21 protein-coding genes and 1 pseudogene are annotated in these 25,116 nt (G+C 60.9%); 14 read left to right on the top strand and 8 right to left on the bottom strand.

Annotated features, from left to right (window positions below; genetic code table 11):
* Window positions 1-154 precede the first annotated feature (154 nt).
* The 5 genes from P3G66_RS29230 to P3G66_RS29210 all read left to right on the top strand — a co-directional run bounded on the left by P3G66_RS29230 (window position 155) and on the right by P3G66_RS29210 (window position 5,523).
* Window positions 155-1,111 carry a 3-oxoacyl-ACP reductase gene (locus tag P3G66_RS29230; protein WP_276117513.1) on the top strand — a complete coding sequence of 319 codons (957 nt, stop codon included), beginning with the start codon at window positions 155-157 and terminating at the stop codon, window positions 1,109-1,111.
* Window positions 1,112-1,766: 655 nt separating this feature from the next.
* Entirely contained in the window at window positions 1,767-3,152 is a 1,386-nt protein-coding gene (locus tag P3G66_RS29225; protein WP_276117512.1) for a hemolysin family protein, read from the top strand.
* Window positions 3,149-4,162, top strand: coding sequence for a hemolysin family protein (locus tag P3G66_RS29220; RefSeq protein WP_276117511.1), 1,014 nt, complete (start codon window positions 3,149-3,151; stop codon window positions 4,160-4,162). Before P3G66_RS29225 ends, P3G66_RS29220 begins: the two co-directional genes overlap by 4 nt.
* Before the next feature lie 503 nt (window positions 4,163-4,665).
* A complete protein-coding gene (locus P3G66_RS29215; RefSeq protein ID WP_276117510.1) occupies window positions 4,666-4,968 on the top strand; it encodes a hypothetical protein in 303 nt (100 codons plus the stop codon).
* 138 nt (window positions 4,969-5,106) lie between these two features.
* On the top strand, window positions 5,107-5,523 hold the full coding sequence (locus P3G66_RS29210; RefSeq protein WP_276117509.1) for a hypothetical protein: 417 nt from the start codon (window positions 5,107-5,109) through the stop codon (window positions 5,521-5,523).
* Here the strand turns inward: P3G66_RS29210 and P3G66_RS29205 are convergent.
* Window positions 5,457-5,810, bottom strand: a complete 354-nt coding sequence (locus P3G66_RS29205) for a helix-turn-helix transcriptional regulator (protein WP_276117508.1) — start codon at window positions 5,808-5,810, stop codon at window positions 5,457-5,459. The genes P3G66_RS29210 and P3G66_RS29205 overlap by 67 nt on opposite strands.
* A gap of 324 nt (window positions 5,811-6,134) precedes the next feature.
* On the opposite strand from P3G66_RS29205, the gene P3G66_RS29200 reads away from it, so the two are divergent.
* From P3G66_RS29200 to P3G66_RS29190, 3 genes and pseudogenes are all read left to right on the top strand, one after another.
* The gene (locus P3G66_RS29200; protein WP_276117507.1) at window positions 6,135-6,371 is read left to right on the top strand and encodes a hypothetical protein; all 237 of its coding nucleotides are present in this window, start codon (window positions 6,135-6,137) and stop codon (window positions 6,369-6,371) included.
* 91 nt (window positions 6,372-6,462) lie between these two features.
* Window positions 6,463-7,234, top strand: a pseudogene (locus P3G66_RS29195) (SigB/SigF/SigG family RNA polymerase sigma factor).
* A 1,219-nt stretch (window positions 7,235-8,453) separates the two neighbouring features.
* Window positions 8,454-9,083: an MFS transporter gene (locus tag P3G66_RS29190; protein ID WP_276117506.1), complete on the top strand. Its 630-nt coding sequence runs from the start codon at window positions 8,454-8,456 to the stop codon at window positions 9,081-9,083.
* 48 nt (window positions 9,084-9,131) lie between these two features.
* On the opposite strand, the gene P3G66_RS29185 is transcribed toward P3G66_RS29190, so the two are convergent.
* Complete coding sequence (locus tag P3G66_RS29185) at window positions 9,132-9,755, bottom strand: TetR/AcrR family transcriptional regulator (protein ID WP_276117505.1); 624 nt, start codon at window positions 9,753-9,755, stop codon at window positions 9,132-9,134.
* A 313-nt stretch (window positions 9,756-10,068) separates the two neighbouring features.
* On the opposite strand from P3G66_RS29185, the gene P3G66_RS29180 reads away from it, so the two are divergent.
* From P3G66_RS29180 to P3G66_RS29160, 5 genes are all read left to right on the top strand, one after another.
* Window positions 10,069-10,938 carry an ABC transporter substrate-binding protein gene (locus tag P3G66_RS29180; protein WP_276117504.1) on the top strand — a complete coding sequence of 290 codons (870 nt, stop codon included), beginning with the start codon at window positions 10,069-10,071 and terminating at the stop codon, window positions 10,936-10,938.
* Entirely contained in the window at window positions 10,939-11,778 is an 840-nt protein-coding gene (locus P3G66_RS29175) for a siderophore-interacting protein (RefSeq protein ID WP_276117503.1), read from the top strand.
* 1,496 nt (window positions 11,779-13,274) lie between these two features.
* Complete coding sequence (locus P3G66_RS29170; protein WP_346349169.1) at window positions 13,275-14,300, top strand: DICT sensory domain-containing protein; 1,026 nt, start codon at window positions 13,275-13,277, stop codon at window positions 14,298-14,300.
* A gap of 199 nt (window positions 14,301-14,499) precedes the next feature.
* Window positions 14,500-15,063: a sigma factor-like helix-turn-helix DNA-binding protein gene (locus P3G66_RS29165; protein ID WP_276117501.1), complete on the top strand. Its 564-nt coding sequence runs from the start codon at window positions 14,500-14,502 to the stop codon at window positions 15,061-15,063.
* 1,036 nt (window positions 15,064-16,099) lie between these two features.
* Window positions 16,100-16,873: a GAF and ANTAR domain-containing protein gene (locus P3G66_RS29160; RefSeq protein WP_276117499.1), complete on the top strand. Its 774-nt coding sequence runs from the start codon at window positions 16,100-16,102 to the stop codon at window positions 16,871-16,873.
* 1,080 nt (window positions 16,874-17,953) lie between these two features.
* Here P3G66_RS29160 and P3G66_RS29155 read toward each other — a convergent pair.
* From P3G66_RS29155 to P3G66_RS29130, 6 genes are all read right to left on the bottom strand, one after another.
* A complete protein-coding gene (locus P3G66_RS29155; protein WP_276117498.1) occupies window positions 17,954-19,102 on the bottom strand; it encodes an MFS transporter in 1,149 nt (382 codons plus the stop codon).
* 122 nt (window positions 19,103-19,224) lie between these two features.
* Window positions 19,225-19,536 (bottom strand): RidA family protein, encoded by a 312-nt coding sequence (locus P3G66_RS29150; protein ID WP_276117529.1) that lies wholly within the window; start codon window positions 19,534-19,536, stop codon window positions 19,225-19,227.
* Window positions 19,440-20,402, bottom strand: coding sequence for a hypothetical protein (locus P3G66_RS29145; protein WP_276117532.1), 963 nt, complete (start codon window positions 20,400-20,402; stop codon window positions 19,440-19,442). Before P3G66_RS29145 ends, P3G66_RS29150 begins: the two co-directional genes overlap by 97 nt.
* Entirely contained in the window at window positions 20,399-21,400 is a 1,002-nt protein-coding gene (locus tag P3G66_RS29140; RefSeq protein ID WP_276117497.1) for a membrane dipeptidase, read from the bottom strand. Before P3G66_RS29140 ends, P3G66_RS29145 begins: the two co-directional genes overlap by 4 nt.
* The gene (locus P3G66_RS29135) at window positions 21,400-23,124 is read right to left on the bottom strand and encodes a hypothetical protein (RefSeq protein ID WP_276117496.1); all 1,725 of its coding nucleotides are present in this window, start codon (window positions 23,122-23,124) and stop codon (window positions 21,400-21,402) included. The genes P3G66_RS29140 and P3G66_RS29135 overlap by 1 nt, the downstream gene beginning before the upstream one ends.
* Window positions 23,121-24,215 carry an aldehyde dehydrogenase family protein gene (locus tag P3G66_RS29130; RefSeq protein WP_276117495.1) on the bottom strand — a complete coding sequence of 365 codons (1,095 nt, stop codon included), beginning with the start codon at window positions 24,213-24,215 and terminating at the stop codon, window positions 23,121-23,123. Before P3G66_RS29130 ends, P3G66_RS29135 begins: the two co-directional genes overlap by 4 nt.
* Between P3G66_RS29130 and P3G66_RS29125 the strand changes: the two genes are divergently transcribed.
* Window positions 24,201-25,094, top strand: coding sequence for a LysR family transcriptional regulator (locus P3G66_RS29125; RefSeq protein WP_276117494.1), 894 nt, complete (start codon window positions 24,201-24,203; stop codon window positions 25,092-25,094). The genes P3G66_RS29130 and P3G66_RS29125 overlap by 15 nt on opposite strands.
* Window positions 25,095-25,116: the final 22 nt, after the last annotated feature.

The following is a 25,116-nucleotide window of genomic DNA, read 5'->3' as shown; positions in this document are numbered from 1 at the left end:
GAACCATCCTCAGATTCGGTCGTTACGCATCGTTTTTGTAGTCCTCGCGGTACGGAGCAAGTTGGTGATGGCACTTTCGTCGAAGGTGTTTTACGTAGACACATGGTCCTCGGCCGTGGACGCGCTGGATGAACTGGATTCTAAGGAGCACGACATGACGCAATCACTGAGCTTGGAAGGCAAAGTTGCCGCCGTCACCGGCGCCGGCGCCGGCCTGGGTCGCGCCGAAGCACTCGGACTCGCGGCTGCCGGTGCAGCCGTCATCGTCAACGACATGGGTGCAGCGGCCAACGACGTGGTCGACGAGATCAAGGCCGCAGGTGGACAGGCACTCGCGATCACCGGCGACGTCTCCGACTGGTCGCTCGGCGGGCGCATCATCGAAGAGGCTGTCAAGAACTTCGGATCCTTCGACATCCTCGTCAACAATGCAGGCATCCTGCGCGACAAGGTGATCTTCAACCTGACCGAATCCGATTGGGACGACGTCATCCGTGTGCACCTCAAGGGCCACGCCGCCACCTCGCACGCAGCCGCCGTCCACTGGCGCGCGGCCAGCAAGGCAGCCGACGCACCGGTCTACGGCCGCATCATCAACACCTCTTCCGAGGCTTTCCTCTTCGGCAGCGCCGGACAGCCCAACTACTCGGCAGCCAAGGCCGGCATCACCGCTCTGACGCTCTCGAGCGCTGCAGGTCTCTCCCGTTATGGCGTCCGCACGAACGCGATCTGCCCTCGTGCGCGCACCGCCATGACGGCAGAAGCCTTCGGCGAGAACAACACCGGCGTCGTCGGCCTCGATCCGCTTGCACCCGAGCGCGTCGCGACCCTGGTCAGCTACCTCGCATCCCCCGATTCCGACGAGATCAACGGACAGGTCTTCGTCGTCTACGGCAAGATGGTGGCGTTGATGGAAGCACCCAAGGTCGAGAATCGTTTCGACGCAGCCGGATCCGCGTTCACCGTCGAAGAGCTCGGTGGCCAGCTCTCGTCTTACTTCTCCGGCCGTGGGCCGTACGAGACCTACGCTGCCTACAGCATCGCCGGCCTCGAAAAGCTTGCACTTGCAGTCGCGGGCACCGAAAACCGCCTGATCAGCTCGTTGGTGTAGAGGCCGACAAAGTGGGTGAGTGGTAGGTAATGGTGCGGCGGAAGTCGGTGTAATAGTGCCCGCGCTTTCCGGAGTCCAACATCTTTCGCAATTCGTTCGGCGGGCCATCCGCGCTTTCTCAGCAGCTGGGTCGCTTCACCCGTAGGGTGAGAACGGCATACTGAGTTCGCTGGGCTCTTTGGTGAACGCTGCGTGATGTTTCAGGCGGGATGGTGGCTTACAATCTCGAAGAGTCTGCGGTGCAATCGTTCTCGGTTTCATGTCCGCTTGTCGCATCTACTGTTCGAGGGCTGTCGTGGTTCGAAACCTTTGAGCCGGAGCGCAGTTATGCTCTGCATATTGCGTGGTGCCGACCAATCGTGAGGACTTTAACCCTGCACTGTTGAGAAACCCCGAGGGACGGTCGGGCCACCGGATCGGAGATGAACGGAGATGAACTATGACGGCAGTGTGTTCTCTCGTGGTCCCGCGGACGCGGCTACCGATGTCGCTTCTCGGAGGAAACCGTTCAGCGGTGGGAACTTTTCCGGCAGGGTAAACGTAGAGTAAAGAACAAAGCTTCTTTCGCATCGACAGAGAGACCCATGGACAGCCACAGACCCAGGCCGGACACACCCCACTACGTGAACGCATGTGATGGCGAGGTGTCCGGCTCATGATGATCGCCCTGACACTGCTGCTCGGCGTGCTGGTCGTTCTGCTGATCACCGCAGTGACCGGCTACTTCGTTGCCCAAGAGTTCGCCTACATGGCCGTGGACCGATCCCGGCTCAATTCACTCGCCCAGGCCGGCGATTCGGGGGCGCAGCGGGCTCTGGCGGTGACGCGACGCACCTCGTTCATGCTCTCCGGCGCCCAGCTGGGTATCACGGTCACCGGTCTGCTCGTCGGTTACATCGCCGAACCTCTCATCGGTGAATCGCTGGGAACGATCTTCGGTGGCATCGGCATTCCCACCGCCGTCGGGCTCGCGATCGGTGCTGTCTTCGCTTTGCTGTTCTCCACTCTGGTCCAGATGCTCCTCGGTGAGCTCTTTCCGAAGAACCTGGCCATCGCCCGTCCCGAACTGGTGGCCCGGTGGCTAGCTCGCTCGACCACCCTCTATCTCAAACTGTTCGGCTGGCTGATCTGGATCTTCGACCAAGCGTCGAACCTGCTGCTTCGCGCCCTGAAGATCGAGCCGGTGCACGACGTCGAACACTCCGCCTCCGCCCGCGACCTCGAGCACATCGTCGCCGAGTCCCGCGAAACTGGGACTCTGCCGCCCGAGTTGTCGACGATGCTCGATCGCATTCTCGATTTCCCCACTCGTCCGGTGGAGCACGCGATGATCCCGCGCACCCATGTCGACACCGTCCGCGCTGACGACTCCCTCGACCACGTCATGACTCTCATGGGGCGAGGGCACTCCAGATATCCCGTCGTGGGGGCAGATTCCGAGGACATCGTCGGCGTCATCCACCTTCAGGATGTTCTCGGCCTGACGCCGACCACTGATCTGACTGTGCGCGCACTCACCCGCTCCGCCCTGATCCTCCCGACGACACTTCCTCTGCCGAAGGCCCTGGCCGAACTCACCGACAGCAAGAACCAACTTGCCTGCGTCATCGACGAATACGGTGGATTCGCCGGAATTATCACCCTCGAGGACATCGCCGAAGAACTCGTCGGCGAAATCACCGACGAACACGACCCCGATCTGCCACTCGAACTACCCAGCGAGGACGGATCGTGGACCGTCGACGGTGGCGTGCACCTCGACGAGATCGAACGCACCATCGGACACGACCTCCCGAGCGGTGACTACGAGACGATCGCCGGCTTCACCATCGCTCATCATGGCGAACTTCCGCCCGAAGGAACCCGAATCCGCGTCGAATTGCCACCTGATCCCGCCGACCTGATTTCCGACGGCGAACAACCCCGACATTCACTGGTCATCGATGTCCTGTCCGTCGAGCGGCACGTCCCGGCATCACTACGACTACAACTCGACCTCACCGAGGTAGCCGAGACAGAAGCCGCGGAGGAGAACCGATGAGCAATCCCTGGATCGTCATTGCGATCACCGTCGGCCTCATCGCATCGAGCGCCTTCTTCGTCGCCGTCGAATTCGCCCTCATTTCCGCCAAACGGCACCGCCTCGAAGACGCCGCCCCCAACAGCCGCTCCGCCCGAGCTGCACTGCGCAGTGCTTCCGAACTAACCGTGCTCCTCGCCGGCTCCCAACTCGGCATCACCGTCTGCACCCTCGCACTCGGCGCGATCACCAAACCCGCCGTCCACCACTGGCTCACGCCTGCCTTCTCGAATTGGGGTATGCCGCTGTGGATCGCCGACGTCTCCGGGTTCGTTCTCGCGCTGATCATCGTGACTTTCCTGCATCTGGTCGTCGGCGAAATGGCACCGAAATCCTGGGCGATCGCCCACCCCGAGAAATCAGCCACACTGCTCGCCATCCCGATGCGCGGATTCATGTGGCTCACCCGACCTCTATTGCAATCGCTGAACTCGATGGCCAACTGGCTTCTGGTCAAAGTCGGTGTGCAACCGGTCGATCACGTCGGCAGTGGACAGGACCCCGACGCCTTGCGGCACCTGGTCGAGCACTCCACCAACGTCGGAGCCCTCGACGCCGGGTACTCCGCGCAACTCTCCGGCGCCCTCGACATGCAGACCCTGACCGTCCGCGATCTGCTTCCGAGCAACAAAGCTCCGACCTCCGTCACCACATCCGCGACCATGAACCACGTTCGATCGGTATCGAAACAATCAGGGCACCTACGAATCCTCGTTCGCGACAACGGTGTTCCGCTCGGGATCGTGCACGTTCGCGACACCCTGCTCCAACCCGACCACACCCGCGCCGAGGACATCATGCGACCGGCGTTCACCCTTGCGTCCGATACCCCCGTCCACCTCGCACTCGCCTCGATGAGAGAGAGCCGAAATCACCTCGCCGTAGTCACAGACGAACGAACAACGGTCGGCATCATCACCCTCTCCGATGTTCTCTCGCGCTTGTTCCCGCGGTCCGAACCAGCCATGTGACTTTGGACGGCGTCGAGTCTTTCCGAACACTTGAAGATGCCGTTCGACCGCACCCCGCATCTGCAAGGGCTCGGTGTGTCACAGAGCGGGCAGCGTCGTCGCTCCACGGGCACCGAGGGAATGTTTCGTTGGAATCGGCGCCCTGGATAGATGTGAAGGGGTTTTGTCGGCGAAAATACATCAGGATGGTTCGTGTTCGCGAACGTTCCCGATTACGGGAATTGACTGAAGATATGGACTCGGTACCCCGATCTGGAATGCGTGCCGTGCGGAGCAGTGGCGCGCCGGGGTCGTAGGGTTGCAGAATGCGATGACGTCCCGCGCGGATCGAGCAGGCCAAGGTAATGCTCGTGGCACGGTATCAGGGCGGATCGGCGTTCGTGGTGTTGGTCACCCAGTCTCAGCAGCGCAGCATTCGAGTGACATGCGTGCTGACGAAGTGGTGAATACGCTCACCACGCGGTAGAAGTAGCTGAGGGGTGCAGGGGAGGAATGTAGGGAAGATGCAGGTGGACTGGTTCATATCGGTGAGGGACGAGGAAACCGGCGTCCACCGCTATCGCGGCGGTGCAGGGTTTGACCGGGAGTCGGTGATCGAGCAGGTGATCCAGGCAGGGCGGGAGATCGCTTGTCGCGGCGACGGTTCGGTTGTCGGTGTCGTGGACAAGGTTGTCATCGGCGGGACTCCGGTGCATGCGATCGTCTTCGGGGACCCCGGCGTCAGCGATGAGGAGCTACGCTACGAGATCGGTCTGCAGTTCGACAGAGTGCGGTCCTCTACTGGCTTCCGGCCTGACAGTAGGTGATCGCGGAGTGGAATGCTTTCCCGTGATTTGCGCCCCGTGGGGTTAGGGTGGATGTCAGTTCTTCGTCATAGGCAGTGGCAACGGACTCTCTTTCCGCTGTGCGTGCTGCATGGCGGCCTCGAATGAGTAGGGACGGCAATGCCTCTGACGAAGAAGTTCTCGGATATGTACGACGATGCGCTGGTCGCTATGGCTGCGGCGTCGCAACGGCCCGCTGCTGTGGTGAATGTGGACGAGCACTACGCCATTCGGGTGGATCTCGAGTACGGCCGCTATGTCCTGGCCACCAATTCTCCGCGAGGTTTGTGGGACGAACCCGACGCGAGCGGAACGTGGATGGTGCGGATCGTGCAGACCGGTGACGGCGGTAGGGAAACGCTGCTCGCGCAGGTTCAGAAGCCGTGGCTCATTGATGCTTTCGATGCGGCGATCGACCGACTCGAATTAGAGGGGCATGTGATCACTGCGGATGCGGATTTCGGCGCGATTCATCGCACCGACGAGCGATCACCGGCCGGGACGCTTTCAGAAGAGGGCCCCTCTGCAGGTATTTGAGTTAGCTGCGCGATTCGTTCGGCCAGGATCGCGTTCTGGGTTTCCAGGTCGAGGATGACACCGATCCCGGTCAGGTTGATGCCGTCGCTGATCAGCGCGCTGATTCGTCGCAGTCTGGCGAGGTCTGCTTCGCTGTAGCGGCGGGTTCCTCCGCCGGTACGAGATGGGGCGAGCAGTCCGCGACGTTCGTAGAGTCTCAAGGTTTGCGGGCCGACGCCGGACAGTTCCGACATCACAGAGATTCCGTACACCCCGCGGTGGGCGCGCGCTGCTTCGTCCACTGCCACAGCACTTCTCCTTCAGCCCAACCGGATATCACTCGACTTTAACACGGCTTGTCACCATGTCTTCGCGCTGTGGTGTCACAAATATGATAGCCATGACGTTAGATTTTGTGGTGATCTCTAGTCGTCACGGCTTGGGTGTCGCTACCTGGGAAAGGGCGAAAATATGCCTCAGTGCGCAGGTGGATTGGGTGTAGCTCGCTCGCGGAGGCCTGGATACCACATTCTCTGCCGTTTGAATTGTCGCTTATCTGCATTAGCTGATATAGATTTACGGCATCGGATCGAACAGCAGCGTGTGTCAGGACTTGGACTTCGGGAGCGCGAATGACTACTGCCATGACCCCCACAGGCGTCCGTGTGCAGCGGCGGTCGCCGACCATCACGGCTGAGGCCCCGCGGAGGTGGTGGCGGCAGGTGACGATCGATCTCGTCCTACTGATCGTGATCGCCGGGATCCTGGGCGGAGTAGGTTCCGTCGTTGTAGGACCGCTGACCGGAGTGGTATTCGCCCTAGCCTCAGCCGCCGCATTCCGCGTAGTCCTGCAGGCGATCAACGCCTGAACATGAACGTGAAGGAGACGATGGTGCACGCAGTGCGAGGCGTACGAGCATCGACCAACCGACAGAAGTTGGTAGTCCTGTGAGCAGGCACATGAATGATGCAGAGTATGCACAGGTTGCGGTCATGTTCGAAGAGTTGGCGTCTCTGCCGGGAGACGACGCACGCTGCGAGCGTCTGCGCAGGCAGATCATCGAGACGTGTTTGCCGCTGGCCCGCCATATCGCCTTGCGGTACCGCGGCCGCGGACAGGCGCACGAGGACCTCGTTCAAGCCGCCAGCGTTGGTCTGGTCAGTGCGGTGAACCGGTTTGATCTTGCCAAGGGCAAAGACTTCCTCGCTTTTGCGGTCCCGACGATGATGGGGGAGGTGCGCAAGCACTTCCGGGATCGTGGCTGGGACGTGCGTGTTCCGCGCTCGTTGCAGGAAAACTATCTTGCTCTCACCAAAGCGCGCTCCGCACTGACGCACGATCTCGGGCGTGAGCCGGCGGTGCCGGAGCTGGCGAAAGAGCTCGGAGTCGAACCCGCCGGAGATTGTCGCCGCCGGCGATTCCTATCACGCGGCTTCTCTCGATGCAGCCACTATCGGCGACGGGCGATCGATCGCAGATACGTTGGGGGAGTTCGACTCTGCACTCGACGGCATCGACAACCACGAAACGCTCCGGCCGGCGCTCCTCGCTCTGCCCGAACGTGAACGCACCATCCTGATTTACCGGTTCTTCGGGGAGCTGACCCAGGCGGAGATCGCGGAGAAGATCGGCCTATCCCAGATGCACGTCTCAAGACTCCTCGCCCAAACACTCGAAAAACTCCGAACCTCCCCCTCCTTTGCACTCAAACCGGGCACGGTCGCAGCATGAGCTAGCGTACGAGCTCGCCTGAGAACTGCGGCGAGAGAGCCGCGAAGCTGTGATCTTTCGGCAATGCCGAAAACATGCGAATCGCGAGCCCTTCGCTTTATCCAGTCGCTGCAGCCTGAACGCGGCCGGAGAGCACGGATCCGAGCGTTCAATATCGTATCACGTTGTGCGAGTGGACAATTCGCTGGGATAATAGGTGGTACTGCGGTGGCGACGTAGTGTTGCCGTCCGCAACACTAGATACCGGCGCGGTTGTGGTGCTATGTCTGTACTTCAACGGGCCTCGCTTCTTCCCGAAGCGAATTTCAGGCACGCAACGGGCACACGTGTGGGGATCAGCGAGCCGTGGAGTTTTCCTCGAAACTCCGTCGTCGGTGATTGATCGTGCTTCCCACCCTGAAGTCAGCTCGGGTGCGTTCGAAAGCCTCACCTTGATCCCTGCCGCTGTGTAGGCGGTGTTCGCGTCGTCGCCACTGCGCTGCATCATTTCCGAGTAATGATCGTGTTCGCGGCACGAATCGGAAACAACTGGGTCGTTCTCGGCAACGGAGATGAGTAACGTGTGGTGCTCTGCGCCTATGAACCTGCGATCGTAATCGGTTGATTGCTGCCCCATACCCCCTGCAACAACTAATCGGCCACAGCCGCGCGGCGTTGATGTTTAGCACCCTGAAGTCGCGGGCAGCATCGGATCGGACCTTCGGGCAAACGTCACCACGTGAACCCGAGGGGGCGCGTGATCGCGTGCCACCGATTCCACAGGCGCGCGCAAGGTCCGCTCGGTCGTTACTGACGAGCGACTGAGCGGACCACCTATGTTTGCAAAGTAAACGCACGGGGCAATAGTGATTCGGGTCCGCCGGGATGAACCCCCACCTGTTCCCCGGTGGATCGCCAGGACTGCGCGTTCGTCCCCGACAGTTCGTGCGCGCCGCCCACCGAGCTGCGGTCACGCTCAGCGTCGGTGGGCACTTGGGCGCGCGTCGCGATCGGCGCGCTCCGTTCGGCGTGCGGCCCGGAGCGGACTGCCCCGAAACCGCGTGTCCTCAGCGTTGGTAAATCGGGCGCGCGCGGTTCAACTGGGACGGCCGCGAAGCTCTGACCTGGTTCGGTCACTTCGTGTGCAATCGGCTTGCATTGGCAAGAGGAAAAATTGTGAGACACCGAGCTCCTGAATGGTTGACCTCGGAGGAAAAGTCTTATCTGGAGGAGGTTTTGGATGCCGAGGCGCTCTCAGGTCGACCACGGCGCCATGACCGGTATGCGTGAGGCGTTGACCAACGGCCGTACATGGGCGCTCGCGGTCGCCTTTTTCGCAATCGTGTTCGGTCTCTACCCGTTGGCGTTCTTCTTGCCGACCATGACCGAAAACCTTTCTTCCACTATCGGATCGGCGGCGAACGTCTCGAGTGTCCTTCTCGCGGCCTTACCGTCGGTGGCGGCGATCGTGGTCATGGTGCTGTGGTCGCGGATTGCATTGCGGCGGTCGGCGGTTTTCTCCACCACCATCCCCATGGCGTTCGGTGCCGTCGGGTTGGTTTGCGCGACGTTCACCCAGAACGGTGTGCTGTTCATCATCGCTGTATGTGTCAGCATCTCTGGCATTTACACCGCCATGCCGCAGTTCTGGCGCATTCCAGCTCTATCGTTGACCGGCGCCGCTGCGGCCACTGGCATCGGACTGATCAATTCGGTGAGCAACCTCAGCGGTTTCGTGGGCCCGTATGTCACCGGTGCCGTCGAGACCGAGACTGGAAGCTACACCTACGCGCTGCTCGCCATCGCCGCGGCGCCTCTCAGCACGGCGCGGGCGGGGGTTCCATCCAGGAACAGAGGCGAACTCAGTTGAGGGCGAATTAGAGACGTGTGCGGCGCTATCACGGGTCCTCACACCCGACTATTCCCGGCAATCTTCGGTTTCCATCGAGAGCGAAACGGATTCCACAACACTGTCCCAGCTCACCCCGGTGGGAGCGGATCCGTGCAAGGCATGGTGCAGAGCCGGAAGCGTCGCAGTCAGCACACGACGGAACACGTGCTCGTCAGCAAGAGACAGAAAGGACAGAGTGGTATTGGAGGCATGAGAGGCCAACACGAAACCGAGGTCGGCATCGGCGCCCGGCATCCTGCTGACGAGTCCGGAAATGACCTGATTGAAATAAACGAGGGTCTGAGGTCGGTACGGGCCGTGCAGGTAGTAGACACTGACTCCGGGATGGGCTTGGGCGATCTCGCGTAGCTGACCATTGACTGCGATCAGGTAATCGACCCAGTCGTCGAGAGCTGTCTGGGCGGTGTCGATACTTTCCATTGCCTGCGCTGCAGCACGTCCTCGAAGCTCTTCCCTGCTCCGTACATAGTTGTAGATCGTGCCTTCGCTGACCTGGAGATGATCCGAGACCTGGGACATCGTGAAAGTCTCGAGCCCCAAGTGGCGAGCAGTAGCGAGAAGAGTGTCGATGTCGAGTCTGCGGGGACGCCCCACGGGGCGTTTCCCAGGTCTGCTCGGCGGTGAACCCACGAAACCAGTCTATGCAAGATACACGCCATGCTTGTCACTGGCCACAGCCGGCGTTGTTCGTCGAAGCATTTGTGCTCGTCGTAGCCGTACCATAGTTTATGAGCATTCCTCATTAATAGGGTACCCTCAGCGAATGACCATGGATGTAATTGAAAACGGGATCAAAGTGTCACCGACGCGGCCGCCCACCCGGGCTCGTCGGCTGTGGGTTCTCTTCGCTGCCGTTGCCACGGCAGCGGTCGTGGCGGGCTGTGGAAGTGGAGGCGAAGCTTCCACCCAACCGAGCGAAATCGATTCCTCCTCAACATTTCCCGTGAGTGTGATCCATGCGCACGGAACAGTCACCATCGATTCCGCTCCCACGCGAGTGGTGACCTTAGGCTCGGCAGATACACAGATCGCGTCGGCGTTAGGTGCCGACATCGTTGGAGCAGTGCGTAATCCGTCTTCTGCGGACGGCAACTGGACAGGGACAACGCTTCCGGACTCCGTGCTCGCCTTGGACTCGACGAAACCGGACATCGAGGCGATCGCTGCACTGAATCCCGACGTCATCCTCGCCACGACTGCGCAAGCTGAGTACGACAAATCGTATGACGTGCTCAGTCGCATCGCACCAGTTGTCTCCTACAAGACTGCATTGCTGCAAGATTCCGGCGAAGAGCTGACGGAGTTGATCGGCATCGCCCTCGGAAAAGGCGATCGAGCCAGAGAACTGACCGCCCGGTCGAACGAAGCAATCGGGCAATTCCGAACCACTCACCAGGCCCTGAACGGAAAAACCTACGCGTACGGCCAATACGCGGGCGGCGTTTTGTATCTGCTCGGGCAACCAACCAATCCGTCGGTCGAATTCCTGTCCCGCCTGGGGCTGAAGGTCGCGGACGAGGTGGCCACGGCAGCAACCGCTGACCCGAGCTCCGCGTTCGTGAAGTTCTCGCCCGAGAACTTCGGAGTCCTCGACAGTGCCGACGTAGCGTTGATCAGCACATACGGGGAAGGATCCGAAGAAGAATTTCGAGGGCTCCCCACGGTGGCGAGTCTGGCTTTGACGACCCGAGGAAACCTCGAGGTGATCGATCAGGAACTGTCGAGCACTCTGCTCTTTCCGAACCCCGCGACCTCCGAATACCTTCTGGATCGGTTGACCCCAATTGTCGTAGCTCTCGACCGAGGCGAGTAAATGACATCGATCCGCCAGGCGTTGCACCAACTGCTTGCCAGTCCGACGGAGGTGCCCTTCGAGGGTGAAGCTGAGGTTGCGGACATCTCACGCGTGGGAGCCAGCTATGTGCGTGTCACGTTGAGGAGCGAAGACTTCGAGAAGTACCACGATCCGCGGCCGGCAGATGCACTCAAACTTCATCTCATCCCGGGAGAGCACCGTGTGTACACGATTCGCGGCTTCGACGCGGACGAGTTGACGGTGGTACTCGACATTTACGACCACGGTATCGGTCTCGGCGCACGTTGGCTGTCGAGCCTGGATACCGGTCGGCGCGTCTCGTTCACCGGTCGGCGTCCAGAGTTCTACCGCTCCGACGACGTGGACGGCTATCTGTTCGTGGGCGACGCCAGCGCCGCTCCGGCTGTGGCAACCATTTTCGACAGCCTCGATCAATCAGACTCCGTCACAGCTTTGTTGGCTCTACCGCAGGACGGTGATCGTGGCCTGCTCCGTACGCAGATTCACTGGGATGTGCGGTGGCTCACCGATCACGAGTCCTTGCTCAACGAGGTGAAACTACTGTCGTTGCCATCCGGCAGGTGGCAAGGGTGGGTCGCCACCGAAACTGAATACGCGCAACAGTTTAGAGCCGTGATACTCGATCGCCATGTCAGCCTGACCGACCTCAAAGCCGGCGCATATTGGTCCAGTACCGAAACATGGACGAACAGTTACAACCGGTCGGTCGCACTTTTCCAGGAACTCATGGAAGAGGGCCACGACATGACGGATCCGGGCATCCTGGAACGACTGACCTTCTTGGAGCAGACCCCGGAGGGTGCGGAGTACGAATGATCGAGACAGTGCGTCTTTCGAACAGTTCGTGCCCAGCGTGCAATTCGACCACGCACTGCCCCTCTCATCCACCTGCGGATGTGGGCGCCGGCCGAGAGTTCCATGGGCATGTCGAACGCCGCGACACCAATGCCGTTCACCAGCGCCGCGCTGTGTACCCACTTGGCGTTGGTTCGTATGTGCACGTACTCACATGAAGTCCGCAATGGCCGTGAAGACACCCCAACATGCAAAGTTCATCGGCAGGTATCGATGGTCTAGGAGCGGATGGACCGCACTCGAACTCCCCAACCAGCAGTGCTGGTTACAGCTGTCTCCCTGCGTCGCCGGGGAAGAGCCGTCGAAACACGTCCGGAGTACGGCGGTGCAACCCGACTCCTGAGCGGAACGAAGCAAGATCCATATCGGAGACTTTCGTTGAAGGGTATGGGGTGGCGAAATGTCGAGGTGTCACAGTTCGTGGGAGAGCGGTGAGCAATCGGGTTTTTGGGTGCTGCTGTTCGTGTTCGCCGACGCCAGCAGACGAAAATCATGGCTTTCTCCAGACGTTAGGTTTTGATGACCTTTCTTGGTGAACGAATTTCACCTGCAAGTGTTATCGATTAATCGGGGAGGGTCCCTCCGGTCATCGCTACAGAGTCATCGCTACAGAATTGATATTGAGTTGTACGGACTCAATGCGCGGTGCTGCGTCTGACGGGGAGTTAGGTTAGACATGGGCAAGGCATCGGAGGCACGCTCGGCCGGCTAGTTCGGCTGGGCACCGATGTCTACATCAAACTCTCCGGAGTCACCCTTATGCCGTCGGGGATTGAGAACGCGGTCCTCGATGCGGCAGCGCGCTCCGACAACAGAATTCGGCTTTCACACCGACTGCCGCGGCGTCGATGATCTTCGGCGTTCATGGGGCACCCGAACTGATCGTGGACGGTGCGCCGACTATCGTTGACCGAGTTGGCACCTGACCCTCCTCGCATCGCACCTGATCGTGAGCTTTCTAGCGCCGGCTCGGCGCAATGGGCGGCTTCATGATGACGTGTTGCACTGAACGGTCGCGAGACATCTTCGTGAGGTAAACGCCCCGCCGGGTGACGTTCACTACGCCGCTTGGCGCTCGTCGGATCCGTGTGACGTCGTGCCGTCGGGGATTGCCTGGGGTAGGGTTTCAGTGTCGAGCAGCCGGCGCCGCCATTGACGCGTTCGGTCACCAAACGCCACGTGGCCCCCAACTCTCATGAGGGAGCCACTTCATGGCACATGACCTCACCACCAACACAGAGGCATCGAGCTTTCCAAAGGCGTTGTTCTCCGAGGCAATCGGCCTGGAGGTAAGTATGCGGTTCGCTCCGATTCGCCGCCTTGACGACCACGCCCTCGCGGGTGTTGAACTGCAACTATGCGGACCCGAGAGTTCTCCATTGCATGCTGCTTCTGCACTGCGCCATGCCGCACAATTGATGCAGCAACAATCAGAATTCGATCATCACAAAGTGTCGATGTCGCGTACGACCCTCGCCGGAAACGTCGCCGACATTCTCCCTCTCGTGGTAGCGATTGATTCCGGGTCACGTCTAGCTCTCGAGGCCGCAGACGAAGGCGGGGAGGCAACCAGTTTGCAGCGGATCGTCGTCACCGTCGATAGTGCGACCGTCCTTGCCGATCCCCACCGCTACCTGCCGCGGATACACTCTGCCCGCGCGAACCGCCACCTGATCGCTCTCGACGGCGTCGGCCTCGACAGGCACTCGGCAACGCTGCTGCCGCTCATCGAGCCCGATATCATCATCACTGCTCGTGAAATGCTTGTCGAGCAAGCAACTTTCGAGGTGGGGGCGGTCGTGCATGCACTCAGCGCCTACGTCGAGCGGACACATGCCGTCATCCTCGCGGAGGGCGTCGACACGGAATCCGCTCGCTTGGCGGCAATTACCATTGGCGCCACATACGGTACCGGTGACCTGTACCCGGCCGTCGACGATGCGAGTTCGTTGTTGTCCGAACCGGTGGTGGAGATGCCCGGTGAACCGGTGTGGACAACAACGATTCCGGACGAAGGCACTCCGTACTCGATCGTCTCCGCTAGTGGACAGGTTCGTCGCGGCACGAAGCGGTTGTTGATTCAGCTCAGCAAAGCCCTCGAGATCCAAGCACGTGATGCGAGTTCGTCGATGGTTGTCCTGGGGACCTTCCAGCAAGCTGAGCACTTCACTGCAGCCACTTCATCTCGGTGGCGTCACCTTGCTGAGGCGGTGGGTTTTGCGGGCGTCTACGGAGTTGGCATGTCCGTGATGCTCGACGGCAACGTGCAGCATGCTCCCCTCGATCCCGAAGACGATCTGGTCAACGAGTGGACCGTGGTGGCATTAGGTCCGCATCACGCTGCCTTGCTGTCCGCGCGCGACCTCCACGACAACGGCCCCGACTACGAGCGGACCTTCGATTTCGTACAAACGTATGAACGCTCCGCGGTTACGCAGGCAGCACATGCCATCCTCCGCCGCTACCCGAGCTCGAACTCGTGATCGACAATAGTTGCTGGACAAGCGATTCGCTGGTCGATACTTCGGCCGCGCACGCCGGCCGCGGTGGTCTCAGCCGTTGCCCGGTGCGCTGGACGGAGTCCGCGCGGAGGTTGCCCTCGGACTATCGTATGAGTCCACCGGATCCTAGAGTGCGGTGAACTCGATGGTGGCAGCAGAGACTGACAGCTACCTGGTCCGGGTGCTGATTGCGGTGGCATCGGGTAACCGAGATTCGTTCGCCGAATTCTACGATCGCACCTGTGATCGGGTGTACGGGCTGATTATTCATATGATCGACGATCAGCGCCGCAGTGAAGAGGTCACACGCCGGACTTATGCCGAGGTCTGGGGGACTGCCAGTCGATATCGAGTCGAATGTCTTTCGCCGACGGCATGGGTACTTCTGCTTGCTCATCGGCTGGCAGTGACAGAAATGAGAAGTCACACGCGCGAAAACGTCCTTTCGGTTGCAGGAGGCTCCGCTGACGGTCAGGAATCTCGCACCGGTGACAGCGATGTAACGTTGCAACCGTTCTGGCCGACAGCAGAACATCGGGAAAGGCGCGATCTCTACCGGAGTTACTACCGTGCCATGACATTTCGGCAGATCGCTCAGGCAGACGACATCCCGGTAGAAGTGGTGCGATCGAGAATGAAATCAGCGTTGTTGGCGGTGCACCTTCACTACCTCAGAACGGCGTCTGCCCTATCTTTCGATCACACCGCAGCGGCGCGTTCAGGGATACCGCGGGCTCGTCCGTGACACTTTGGCCGGTCGGCTTGCGAGTATTTCTGAGTAGAAGTTGACTGTTTCGTATCGTGACAGTTCGGATGTTCCGCGACAGAGAGAGGATCGAATGTGCTGGGAGAGTAGCGATTATGCGCATGAAGGATCGCCTGTCACGATTGTGACAGGAAACCGTGCTGCCGTGTCATTCAGTGTCCGTGGGCTGGGTCTGGCGGACGGTACTTTTGTTGCAGACAGCGAGACAATTGGCTGGCGGGCGCACTGTTCGTGTGGCTGGGAAGATTCCGAGATCGCTGAGCGTGTGACCGACCCTATGTTGACTCGACGCCCGGATCAGGTCCTCGATCAGTATGGTGGCCCGGCGCTACCGGAGACTGAAGACTGGTGCCATGCACAGTGGCTCGACCACCTTAGTCAGGTTTCCTCGAAAGTTTCGTTGGCGGTGTAGACCCCCGGTTGTCCGTGGGCCGGTGGACCGACGCAGACCACTGTTGGATACGACGATCGTTCGGTGGTGTCGGTACATGCCGGAGTTGTGTTTCGATAATCAGTGGGCGGGGCACAAAGTCCGAGAACCGTCATTCGTCCACATACGGGCGCCGTTTGTGTTGGGGCGATAGGCTTCACGAGAGTGCACGCTTGATCAGCGTTCCCGACGAATCCGGCTCCGGACTTACAGATACTGCGTGCCAACCTCTTCGTCGTCGCTGGCACGCACGGCCCACCGACCGGATGCTCACAACACCGTCGGTGGGCCACCATGAACGCGTACCGCGCTAGAGCTCGGCGGTATGTGTGCCCGTTCGAATCATCGAGTGCGGCGGGCCCGAATGGCCGCCTCCTGGACGACGGAAATTCCGGGGGCGGGCCGATTTTCGATGGATGTCTCGCAAGCGGTTCAGATCGGTTCCGATGTGCGCGTCGGTGCCGGCCCCGCCCCCGCATCTGTTCACGTCTGGAGTAGAATAGGCATCTCGGTGAAAAAAGCGCCGCGCGACGACGAGTACGCGCAGGATGCTCACCCGCAGTTCTGTGCGGGATGGGACCGAAAGTGGACGATTCACCTGAGGCGCACAAACCTCACACCTCCAGCACCACATCTTCTGCGCAGCCGGTCACCGACGACATCTTCGAGGCGCTGGACAGATTCAGTGCACTGGTGCGGAACACGAATGCACCCGAGGGGCAGATTCAGACATTCTGTGAGCAGATGGTCGCAACAATCCCCACCGTCGATATGGCAGGGGTTGCGCTCATCCCCGAGCGAGGCACGACGCCACAGACGGTAGCGTGCACGGACGCTCGCGTTCTCGAGATCGAACTCGATCAACACCGAGTGGATGAGGGGCCCGGCGTGGAATCCGCGCGCACTGGTCAGCGAATGCGGGTCAACAGCGGGGACGTAGCCAGTAAATGGCCTGACTTCGCGCGTTGCGCGGAAAGCATGGGTGTCTCCAGTTATCTCTCCGTCCCACTATCCATCGATGAAGTTCAGGTCGGGGTACTGAGCCTGTACAGCTTCGTCGACCATGGCTTCGCTGAGATCGACGGGGTGTTACTGCAGGTATTCATCGCAGCAGTGGAGGGCGCGGTGTGGAAGTCCAGGCGGGGAGAAGAATGGAGAGTGGAGATCGCCGGTCTGCGGGCAGCGATGAAATCGCGCGGGCACATCGAACAGGCGAAAGGAATGCTGATGGTCGTGCACGCGATCACCGAGGACCAAGCATTCGAGATGTTGGCAGCTCAATCGCAGCGTCAGAACATTCGTGTCACCACCGTGGCCGCCGAGATCATCCGAGCGTTGAGCGGACAAACGGGATTCTAGTTGCGGGAAAAGCCCGACGGCCTGACGAGCCCTCGTTGCCTGCTTAACTGTGTGGAATCCAAGCCCCGGCGTCGTCAATCCGTGAGCGTCAAGAAAGTGGCGGCGAAGGCTGTCGTTCTTTTCTTAGATCCATTGTGATCGTGGTTTCGATCCGCGTACACGTCATCGCTGCAAGGAACAGCGGGGCTGTAGAAGTGCGACAGCGGCGCTGCGACGTACTCGGCGATCCGCTCGACTACTGATGGACGGGCCGGGTTCGCGTGTCGTCACGTCGTGCAAGATGAGGACCGAAGTCGGACAATCCCTGATCGTTCAGTGCCGCAAAGGTATCGGTCGTGCGAGCGAAGACGGGCGGATACGATATTGGGCTCGGCGGCGAACACAACATGCCGCTTGTTGTCGGCAGCTCTCAATCCGGGAAGATCGAGACCGGTATCAGCGGTCCATGTGGCGGGTTCGCGTCGATGGGTGACGACGATCTGGAAACAGGCGACGAGCATGCCAGATACCTTCGCGCCGATAAGTATCGTCAGCCTTCCGGTCGCGATTCAGCGAACCTGTGCGAAGGACATGTTTGCCTCGAGGTGATGCCGGGTAGGAACTGAGCGATCCACCGGTAGCCGAACCCCCAAACTTCGTTACCGGTGGGTCACCTGTGTTGTACCTGACCTCTGCCGGGCCGCGGTGCACACACTGCCCGTCGGGTTTCGCTCTCTCGAAACCCGACGGGCTCTATCCCTACGCGTATCAGAACGGGGTAGTGAGATTGGAGAACGAGTGCATCGGGCGTCGGGCGATGAGGGTTCGACGCCCGATGGGCAGTTATGGCCGAGTGCTGATCGTGGGTCGGCATCGACTACTGGACAGTAGTGGCGCAGTAGGTTGATGTGTTGCGGCGCCGACATCTCAACCTCACACGACGACCACAGAGAACGAATGCTGAGGCGCGATGAACACGCGGGAATGCGATGTCGAAGCGTAGATGCACGAGAGGGCGAACTCAGATGTGCGGGTCACGTCACGTCATGTCGCCGAGCGTGTAACTTTTTCGCCGCGAAATCGGATGTAACCGACCGTAAGTCAAGCTAATGAGCAGAAGGCAAACATCTTGTTGTACCTCTTCACATTCGATCGACCTCGATGAAATCCGAGGACGCGACCATTCACGACGCCTCCAGCGCAGCCCAGCAGTGGAAAGACCGGAAGCGGTATTGGTGGCCGTTGGCCCAATGCGGAGAGTGCGAAGCCGCCGATCAACACCGGACGACGTCCCATGCGGTCGACGAGTAGAAGGGCAACGATGTTGCCGATCAGGAAGAACACGTTGATCAGCCCGTAGCCGATGTGAGCGGCATTGCCCGAGCCGAGGTTGAAGAGTTCGAGAATTTGGGGGCCGAATGCGTAGATGGCGAACAGGGTGACGATGGTGCAGGTCCAGAAGATCGAGATGAAGATGATGCGGTTGAGGTAGCCGCCGCGGATGAGCTTGCGGATAGTGGTTTTTCCGGCCTCTTCCTCTTCTGGCATGTCTTCGAATGTTGCTGTCGGGCCTACGGTTTGGCGCAGAACCGCCAACGCTTCGTCGGTGCGGCCCTTGCTCAGCAACCACCGCGGAGATTCGGGGATGCTGGTGCGGGCGATCACGATGATGATGGCCGGGATTGCCGAGGAGAAGAGCATCCAACGCCAGCCGTCAGAATTGCTCAGCAGGGCGTAGCCGACGAATGCAGCCGCGGTGGCGCCGACGAACCACATCGCGTTCAAACCTCCGACCAGTTTGGCGCGCCATGCCTTTGGAGAGAATTCGGTGACCAGCGCGGTCGCGATGGGGTAGTCGGCGCCTACCGCGATACCGATGATGAGCCGAAGTATGAACAGTTGCATTTCGTCTTGAACGAAGAATTGCGCAACAGAGCAGACGATGATCACCGAGAGGTCGATCATGTACATCAGCTTCCGGCCGATGTGATCGGTGACCGCGCCGAACACTGCTCCGCCGATGAATACACCGACCAGGGCTGATGACCCGATGAGACCGGCCCACAGCGCGCTCATATCCCACTGCGACTGAATCTGAACCATGGCGATGCCGATGATGCTCAGGATGTAGCCGTCGAGGAATGGTCCTCCGGAGGAGAACAGGGCGAGTTTGACGTGGAAACCGTTCAAGTGTGCCGAGTCGAGAGTGTTAGTCGTTGGCGCAGTAGTGCGTGGTGTGCGAATTGTCATGTCGAGGATCCATCCGAATTATCTGGCGGGGGAGAGTCGCAGGGGGTGGTGCTGATCACGCTACGAAACGACACCCGCTGAGCAGAAGTATCTATCGTCGAATGTTCATTGCGTGGTGCGTATCAATCAGCGATGGCGGATACGGCTGCTACGGCGTCGATTTCGATGAGTTTGGAGCCTCGAAACCTCGCTACCTGCACGGTGGTACGCGGCGGAAGCCGAACCTTGCTCAACCGCGACAGGTACGCGGTGTTGTACTCGTCGAAATCGTCGAGATCGGCAATGAACACGGTGATTTTGAGCAGCGTATTCAAGCCACCGCCTGCGTTGCGGAGAGTCAGCTCGAGGTTGTCGAGTGCCAGGCGCACCTGATCACCGAGCGACGGCGGTGTCTCGCCCTCGCGAGTGGTAGGTACCTGGCCGCACGCCCAGATGGTGCCCGCGTGGACCGCGGCGCCCGCGTATGGCTTTCCGGGGCCCAACGGATGCTCGTGCAGGGCGGGTTCCAGTGACATGGGTTCGAGGGATGTGGATTCAGGCATGGTTGTCCTCTTTCACCAGGAAGTTGTGGGATGCATCGAGGGCCTGACGCCATACATGTGCTTCTATGAAGATGCCGAGTGAGAGTGCCGCGCGTCGACGCTGCGTGCGTGCGTCGAGGGTGCTCACCTCGACGCACGCACGCAGCGCCGGGCGCCTGCGCGAGAGGGTGCACGAGCACCCCGCCGTCGAGCGCCGACACCGCTGAAATACTCTGCGCCAGTGAAGGATCGGCAGCGATCAGAGCGGCCATGTCGATCGACCTCTGCAGAGTTGCACCTCCGATGGTGGACGCGCTGCCGATCGCCGCATGGGCGCTGACCTCGAGCAGTGCTACAGCAGGCTGATCCGTAGTGAACGCGTCGACGCAATACCACTCGTAGGCAGCGTCGAGCTTGTTCGATGCGGTCATCACCGGCTTACCGGTTGCCAGCGCCAGGTCGACCGCCAGCGGTGCCAGAAGTATGCAATTGCGTTCTGCAGGATCGTCGAGCCTGATGACCGCGTCACGCGTCACGTTGATCGACACACGCCCCGGAGCTCCGCTACGAAGCTGCTCGTCGAGAGCCCGCAGTCCGGTACCTTCGTGGAGCTCCATGGCCGTGACGAGATCGGCGGCGGTTGCTGCTTCACCGGCACTGAGCCCGGATGACAACAAGGCACGCCACGAAACTTCGCGTATCTCGCGCAAGGTAACCCGAATCGGACGCAGTGGAGTGATGCCAGCGACAGTGGGCAGTTCCAACGCGATCTCGCTCATGGTGTCTCCTCCGCAGTGCGGGGCTTCATTGAGTCCTCGAACAGGCGCAGCCAGTTCGTTCCGAGAATCTTCACGATGGTTCCGTCGTCCAGTCCGGTTTCTTGTAGTCCCTCTGTCAGAGAGGGGAAGTCGGCCGGGCCGGCGAACCACTGTGGCCACGCCGGCCATGTCGGTGGAACCGGATTCGACGCTGCCGGGCGCCATCGTCCGTTGCGTAGCCAGCCGACGAACTTCTCGTCCCAGTTGCACGTGCAGTCACTTCCGATGGCGACGTGGTCCGGGCCTATCCGGTCGACGAGCCGCGCAACCATGGTGCAGAACTCTTCGCGTGTGGTGTGTTCGCCGCCGAGTACGTTGGGGTACAGGCAACATCCAATGACACCGTCGCGCGCGGCGAGAGCGTCGATCATCTCGTTGGGCTTGTTTCGAGCCGTGTCCACGAAGGACGTCGGGTTCGAGTGGGTGATCGCTACGGGTCTCGCGGAATTGTCGATGGCGTCGAGGCAGGTCCGGTTTCCCACGTGTGAGAGATCGACGAGCATCCCGACCCGATTCATCTCCGAGATGATTATTTTGCCGAATGTGGTGAGCCCGGAATCGTGTTCGTCGTAGCAGGAGCCGCCGACCAGGTTCTGAATGTTGTACGTTAGCTGTGCAATTCGAACACCTAGCTTGTGGAAGATCTCCACCATGCGGTAGTCGTCGCCGAACGGGGAGGTGTTCTGGAAGCCCAGCATCACTGCTACCCGTCTGTCACGCTTGGCCTGCGCAATGTGTTCGGTACTGTCGGCGAGCACGACAATGTCGGAGTTCGCTGCGGCCAGTTCATACCATTCGGCAATCGCGCGAAGGGTTTCGGCCGGACCATCCCATACCGCGCAGGTCGCGTTGATGGCGGTGACACCGCCTTCGTGGCATTCCTGTAGTACCTTGCGGTCCCAGTTGTTGATTTGCAGCCCGTCGATGACGAGCAGATCCGAATGCGCAAGTGTGCTCATCAGATGTCCTTTCCGGGCTTGCAGTTGAAGATCCAGTCGTCGTCGATGCCGCGGGCGACATCTTCGGTGCGTGGGGCACCGGAGTAGAGAACGACGCGCAGCCAATCGGTGGACTGCGGGCTGTAGTTCTCCATCCCGTACTGCGCCAGTTGAAAACGCTGGATATTGAGTGGAACGAAGTCATCCGCCAAAAGGTTGGTACGACATTCGGAATACGGGAGACCTGTCAGTGCTTGCACCCGGCCCACAGCCCCGCGGTTCCAGGGGTATTCGAGGAGAAACTCCGCGACGGTGGTGTCGGAGTCGCTCAGGGCAAGATCGTCCCAGAGTCGGGCCACCGCCCGGGCGATGTCGATCGGGTGCTCGACGTTCTCGCCGGGATCTGTCCCACGGCGTCCGCGTCGCGGCTCCTCGTTATCTGCCGAGGAGAACCAGAAGTTGGCTTGCTGTGCCGGGTCGCTGAAATCGTAGCGCCGCACCCAGTGGTAGTTGTTCTGCAACGACTCGAGCAACTGACCGCAGGTCTGCGCCGCATGTACGCTCTGTACCTGATCGCAACGCAGTAGCCTCTCGATGTCGCCGTCGATTTCGGGATGGTCCTCGACGATGATGGAGTCCATTACGCTGCGACACTCGGCGCCGATCGAAGCGGCAGCGTCATGTAGTGCCCGCCAGGCGGTATCGGTCGAAGTTCCGAGAACGGTTCCCGCCGTGGCGTATTCGTCGACCAGCTCGGACATACGGCCAAGTTGCTCGGCGAGTTGCGGGCCCGCGATGAATGGCTCGGTCACCATCGAAGTCTGCTCGCCGTAATGCCTGCGAGCCCGTTCGAGGAGCTGAGCCACCCGCCGCACGCCGGGGCAGGACGGTTCGGTCTTGACCGCGAGGCAATAGGACAGCGGAAGCTCACGTGCGGCGCACCATGCGTCGAGCACCTGGGGGTGGTTGACAACGTACGGCACCATGCCCAGACCGGTTGCGTTGCCGAGACCGAAGAATCGACGCCAGTCACCCGAGAGAGTGGCGGCCTGGGGGTTGCGTGCTGCAGCGCAATGCTCCACGAGCCGGAAACTGAATTCGCGAAGCAACCAGGCTGCGAGCATGTGTGCCCGATATGGAAGATGCAAGGGGTGGTCGTTGTCGAATCGATCGAAATCGGCGAGTCCGAACTTGCCGTTGCTGTAGAAGGCGGTCGATCGAAGCACGTAGGATGAGTCGCCCATCGCCTCGATGTCCGGCTGCGCACCCGACGCCAGTCGGTCCACGACGTAGTTGAAATACCTGCTGCTTCTGTTCGCACGTGTCCAGATCAGTGTGTGTTCGTCGGCTCGTCCCTGCTCCTGGCGAGGTACCTGCTCGCTCAGTTTCTGCACGTGCCGATCGTCGATCTCACCGTCGACGAGAGCGGCAGTGAGATCCCAGGACTTGGCGATCACCCGATCCGTTCGCTCCGATTCGGCCAAGGTCTTCGAGAACAGTACGAAATGGAAGGTATGGTCCTGCGCCGCGATGCGGAACACGGCAGTGCCGCATCCCTTGTCGTCGAGATTCCAACGTTCGACGCCAACCTGCCACCGCTGCTCGGCGGCCGTGCGAAGGAAGCTTCTGGCGAAGCTGTGCCGGGTGTACCGCGAGGTGCCGAGCTCGGCGGGGTCGAGGGCGACGTCCGCGCCACGGGCACTTTCCTGAGCGCGGGTGAGCAGCGCTGTCGGGCGGATATTCATGAGTTCGACCGGGGGGTTCCGGTGCGCACGTATGCGGTCTTGCTCCAGGTGAAGAACTCAGCGCTGGTGGCGCCGTTTTGCTCACGCGGAGCAGGGAAGGACGAATCCTTCAGACCACCGAACGGGGCGTGCAGCTCGGATCCGGTGTTGGGGGCATTGACCTTGATCAGGCCGGCCTCGAGTTCGTTCACGCATCGTCGGACCACTCGCTCATCGCAGGTGAACACTGCTGCGGTCAGCCCGAACGCGGTGCTGTTGGCAATGGTGATCGCCTCGTCGATGTCTGCCGCCCGCAACAAGGTGGTGACGGGCCCGAACACCTCTTCCGAGCAGATGGTCAGATCGGTGGTTCCGGCAAGCAGCGTCGGAGCGCTGTACGCAGCGGAGTTGTCGGGGATCGCTGCACGGGCGAGCACCTGCGCGCCCTCGGCCTCGGCCTGAGCGACCGCCGCCGATACTTCTTTGGCCGCGCGAGCGGAGACCAGCGTTCCCACACTCATCGAGTCGTTCATGCCGTCGCCGACCTGCAGTGCACACACTCGTGTGATCAGCTCCGCTGACAAGTCGTCGTAGGCGGACCCGACCGCGATGATGCGCCGGGTCGCGGTGCACTTCTGTCCGGTAGTGCCCATTGCGCTGGCTACCAACATCGCTGCGGTGGCTGCGGGATCGACATCGGGCATGACGATGGCGGCGTTGTGCCCGCCGAGCTCGAGCTGCACCTTCGCGCCTCGCGGCACGGCTGCGGCCGCAATGGACCGGCCCACGGGAACCGAGCCGGTGAAGGTGACGCCGCTGATCTCGGGGCGTGCGACGAGTTCGGCGCCGAGGTGGCCGGGGCCGAGGATCATGTTCACCACGCCTGCCGGGACGCCGGCGTCGGCGAGTACTTCGGCGAAGGCCGCGGCGACGGCGACTGTGTCACTGGCGGGCTTCCACACGACAGCATTTCCGCAGAGCAATGCCGGTGCCAGCTTCCACGCGGGGATCTGGAGTGGAAAGTTCCACGGGGTGATGGCGGCGACGACGCCGAGCGGACGGCGGACGCTGCGAATCAACTCGTCCGGGTTGCTCGAGTGGAACTCCGCCAATTGCGATACTTCGTGGCCGTGGCCGAAGAGCTGAACTTCAGACGGGCAGCGGAACGGCTGCACATAGCGCAGCCGGCGTTGAGCCAGCAGATCACCAAGTTCGAGCGAGAACTGCACGCAACGCTGTTCGAGCGAACGACCAGGCGGGTCGAGCTCACCGAAGCCGGTCGCACGCTGTTGGCGGAGGGGCGACGCGTCCTCAATGACGCGGACACTGCGCGTGCGGCCGTGGATCGGGTGGTGCACGGCCAAGCTGGCCTGCTGCGCATCGGGTTTGTCAGCTCTGCAGCGTTGCGGATCGTGCCGGCGATAGTGCGGGTGCTGCGGCAGGTGCATCCCGGAGTGCACGTGGACCTGACTGAGTCGACCACCGATCCGCAGCTGCGCGCGGTGGCCGAGGGGGTTCTCGATGTGGGTCTCGTACGAGAGGTCGACCGCGCCCCGGGCCTGATTCTGCGGCCGCTTCTGCGCGAGCGACTGATTCTCGCCGTGCACGAGTCGCATCGGTTTGCAGACAGATCATCGGTTCACTTAGCGGAACTCTCCGAGGAGGCCTTCCTGACGTTTCCTCGGAGTGAGGTCTCGAGGCTTTACGATCACATCGCAGCACTGTGCCACCACGCCGGATTCCGTCTCGAAGCCGCACAGGAAGCGGTGCAATTCACCACGCTGCTCGGACTTGCGGCGGCCAATACCGGAGTCACCATCGTGCCGGCTAGCCTGCGTGCACTTGGATTGTCTGAGCTGAGGTATGTCGAACTCGCCGATCCAGAGGCGGTCTCGACCGTATCCGTGGTGTACCGCGGGGATCGGCCCCCGTCCCGAACGCTCTGTGACTTCCTCGACATGGCTACCGCATTCGATGCAACACATCTGTGAGGTTTCACGAAAAATGCTGCGA

This window comes from Rhodococcus sp. C3V (assembly GCF_029269915.1).
GTDB classification, from domain to species: Bacteria; Actinomycetota; Actinomycetes; order Mycobacteriales; family Mycobacteriaceae; genus Rhodococcus_F; species Rhodococcus_F qingshengii.
This window is presented reverse-complemented; position numbering and strand designations above follow the sequence as displayed.

Bases quoted from the DNA above. Each gene is read 5' to 3' on its own strand.
- P3G66_RS29230 (WP_276117513.1), top strand. From the start codon at position 155: ATGACGCAATCACTGAGCTTGGAAGGCAAAGTTGCCGCCGTCACCGGC.
- P3G66_RS29225 (WP_276117512.1), top strand. From the start codon at position 1,767: ATGATGATCGCCCTGACACTGCTGCTCGGCGTGCTGGTCGTTCTGCTG.
- P3G66_RS29220 (WP_276117511.1), top strand. From the start codon at position 3,149: ATGAGCAATCCCTGGATCGTCATTGCGATCACCGTCGGCCTCATCGCA.
- P3G66_RS29215 (WP_276117510.1), top strand. From the start codon at position 4,666: ATGCAGGTGGACTGGTTCATATCGGTGAGGGACGAGGAAACCGGCGTC.
- P3G66_RS29210 (WP_276117509.1), top strand. From the start codon at position 5,107: ATGCCTCTGACGAAGAAGTTCTCGGATATGTACGACGATGCGCTGGTC.
- P3G66_RS29200 (WP_276117507.1), top strand. From the start codon at position 6,135: ATGACTACTGCCATGACCCCCACAGGCGTCCGTGTGCAGCGGCGGTCG.
- P3G66_RS29190 (WP_276117506.1), top strand. From the start codon at position 8,454: ATGCCGAGGCGCTCTCAGGTCGACCACGGCGCCATGACCGGTATGCGT.
- P3G66_RS29175 (WP_276117503.1), top strand. From the start codon at position 10,939: ATGACATCGATCCGCCAGGCGTTGCACCAACTGCTTGCCAGTCCGACG.
- P3G66_RS29170 (WP_346349169.1), top strand. From the start codon at position 13,275: ATGTCGCGTACGACCCTCGCCGGAAACGTCGCCGACATTCTCCCTCTC.
- P3G66_RS29155 (WP_276117498.1), bottom strand. From the start codon at position 19,102: ATGACAATTCGCACACCACGCACTACTGCGCCAACGACTAACACTCTC.
- P3G66_RS29145 (WP_276117532.1), bottom strand. From the start codon at position 20,402: ATGAGCGAGATCGCGTTGGAACTGCCCACTGTCGCTGGCATCACTCCA.
- P3G66_RS29140 (WP_276117497.1), bottom strand. From the start codon at position 21,400: ATGAGCACACTTGCGCATTCGGATCTGCTCGTCATCGACGGGCTGCAA.
- P3G66_RS29135 (WP_276117496.1), bottom strand. From the start codon at position 23,124: ATGAATATCCGCCCGACAGCGCTGCTCACCCGCGCTCAGGAAAGTGCC.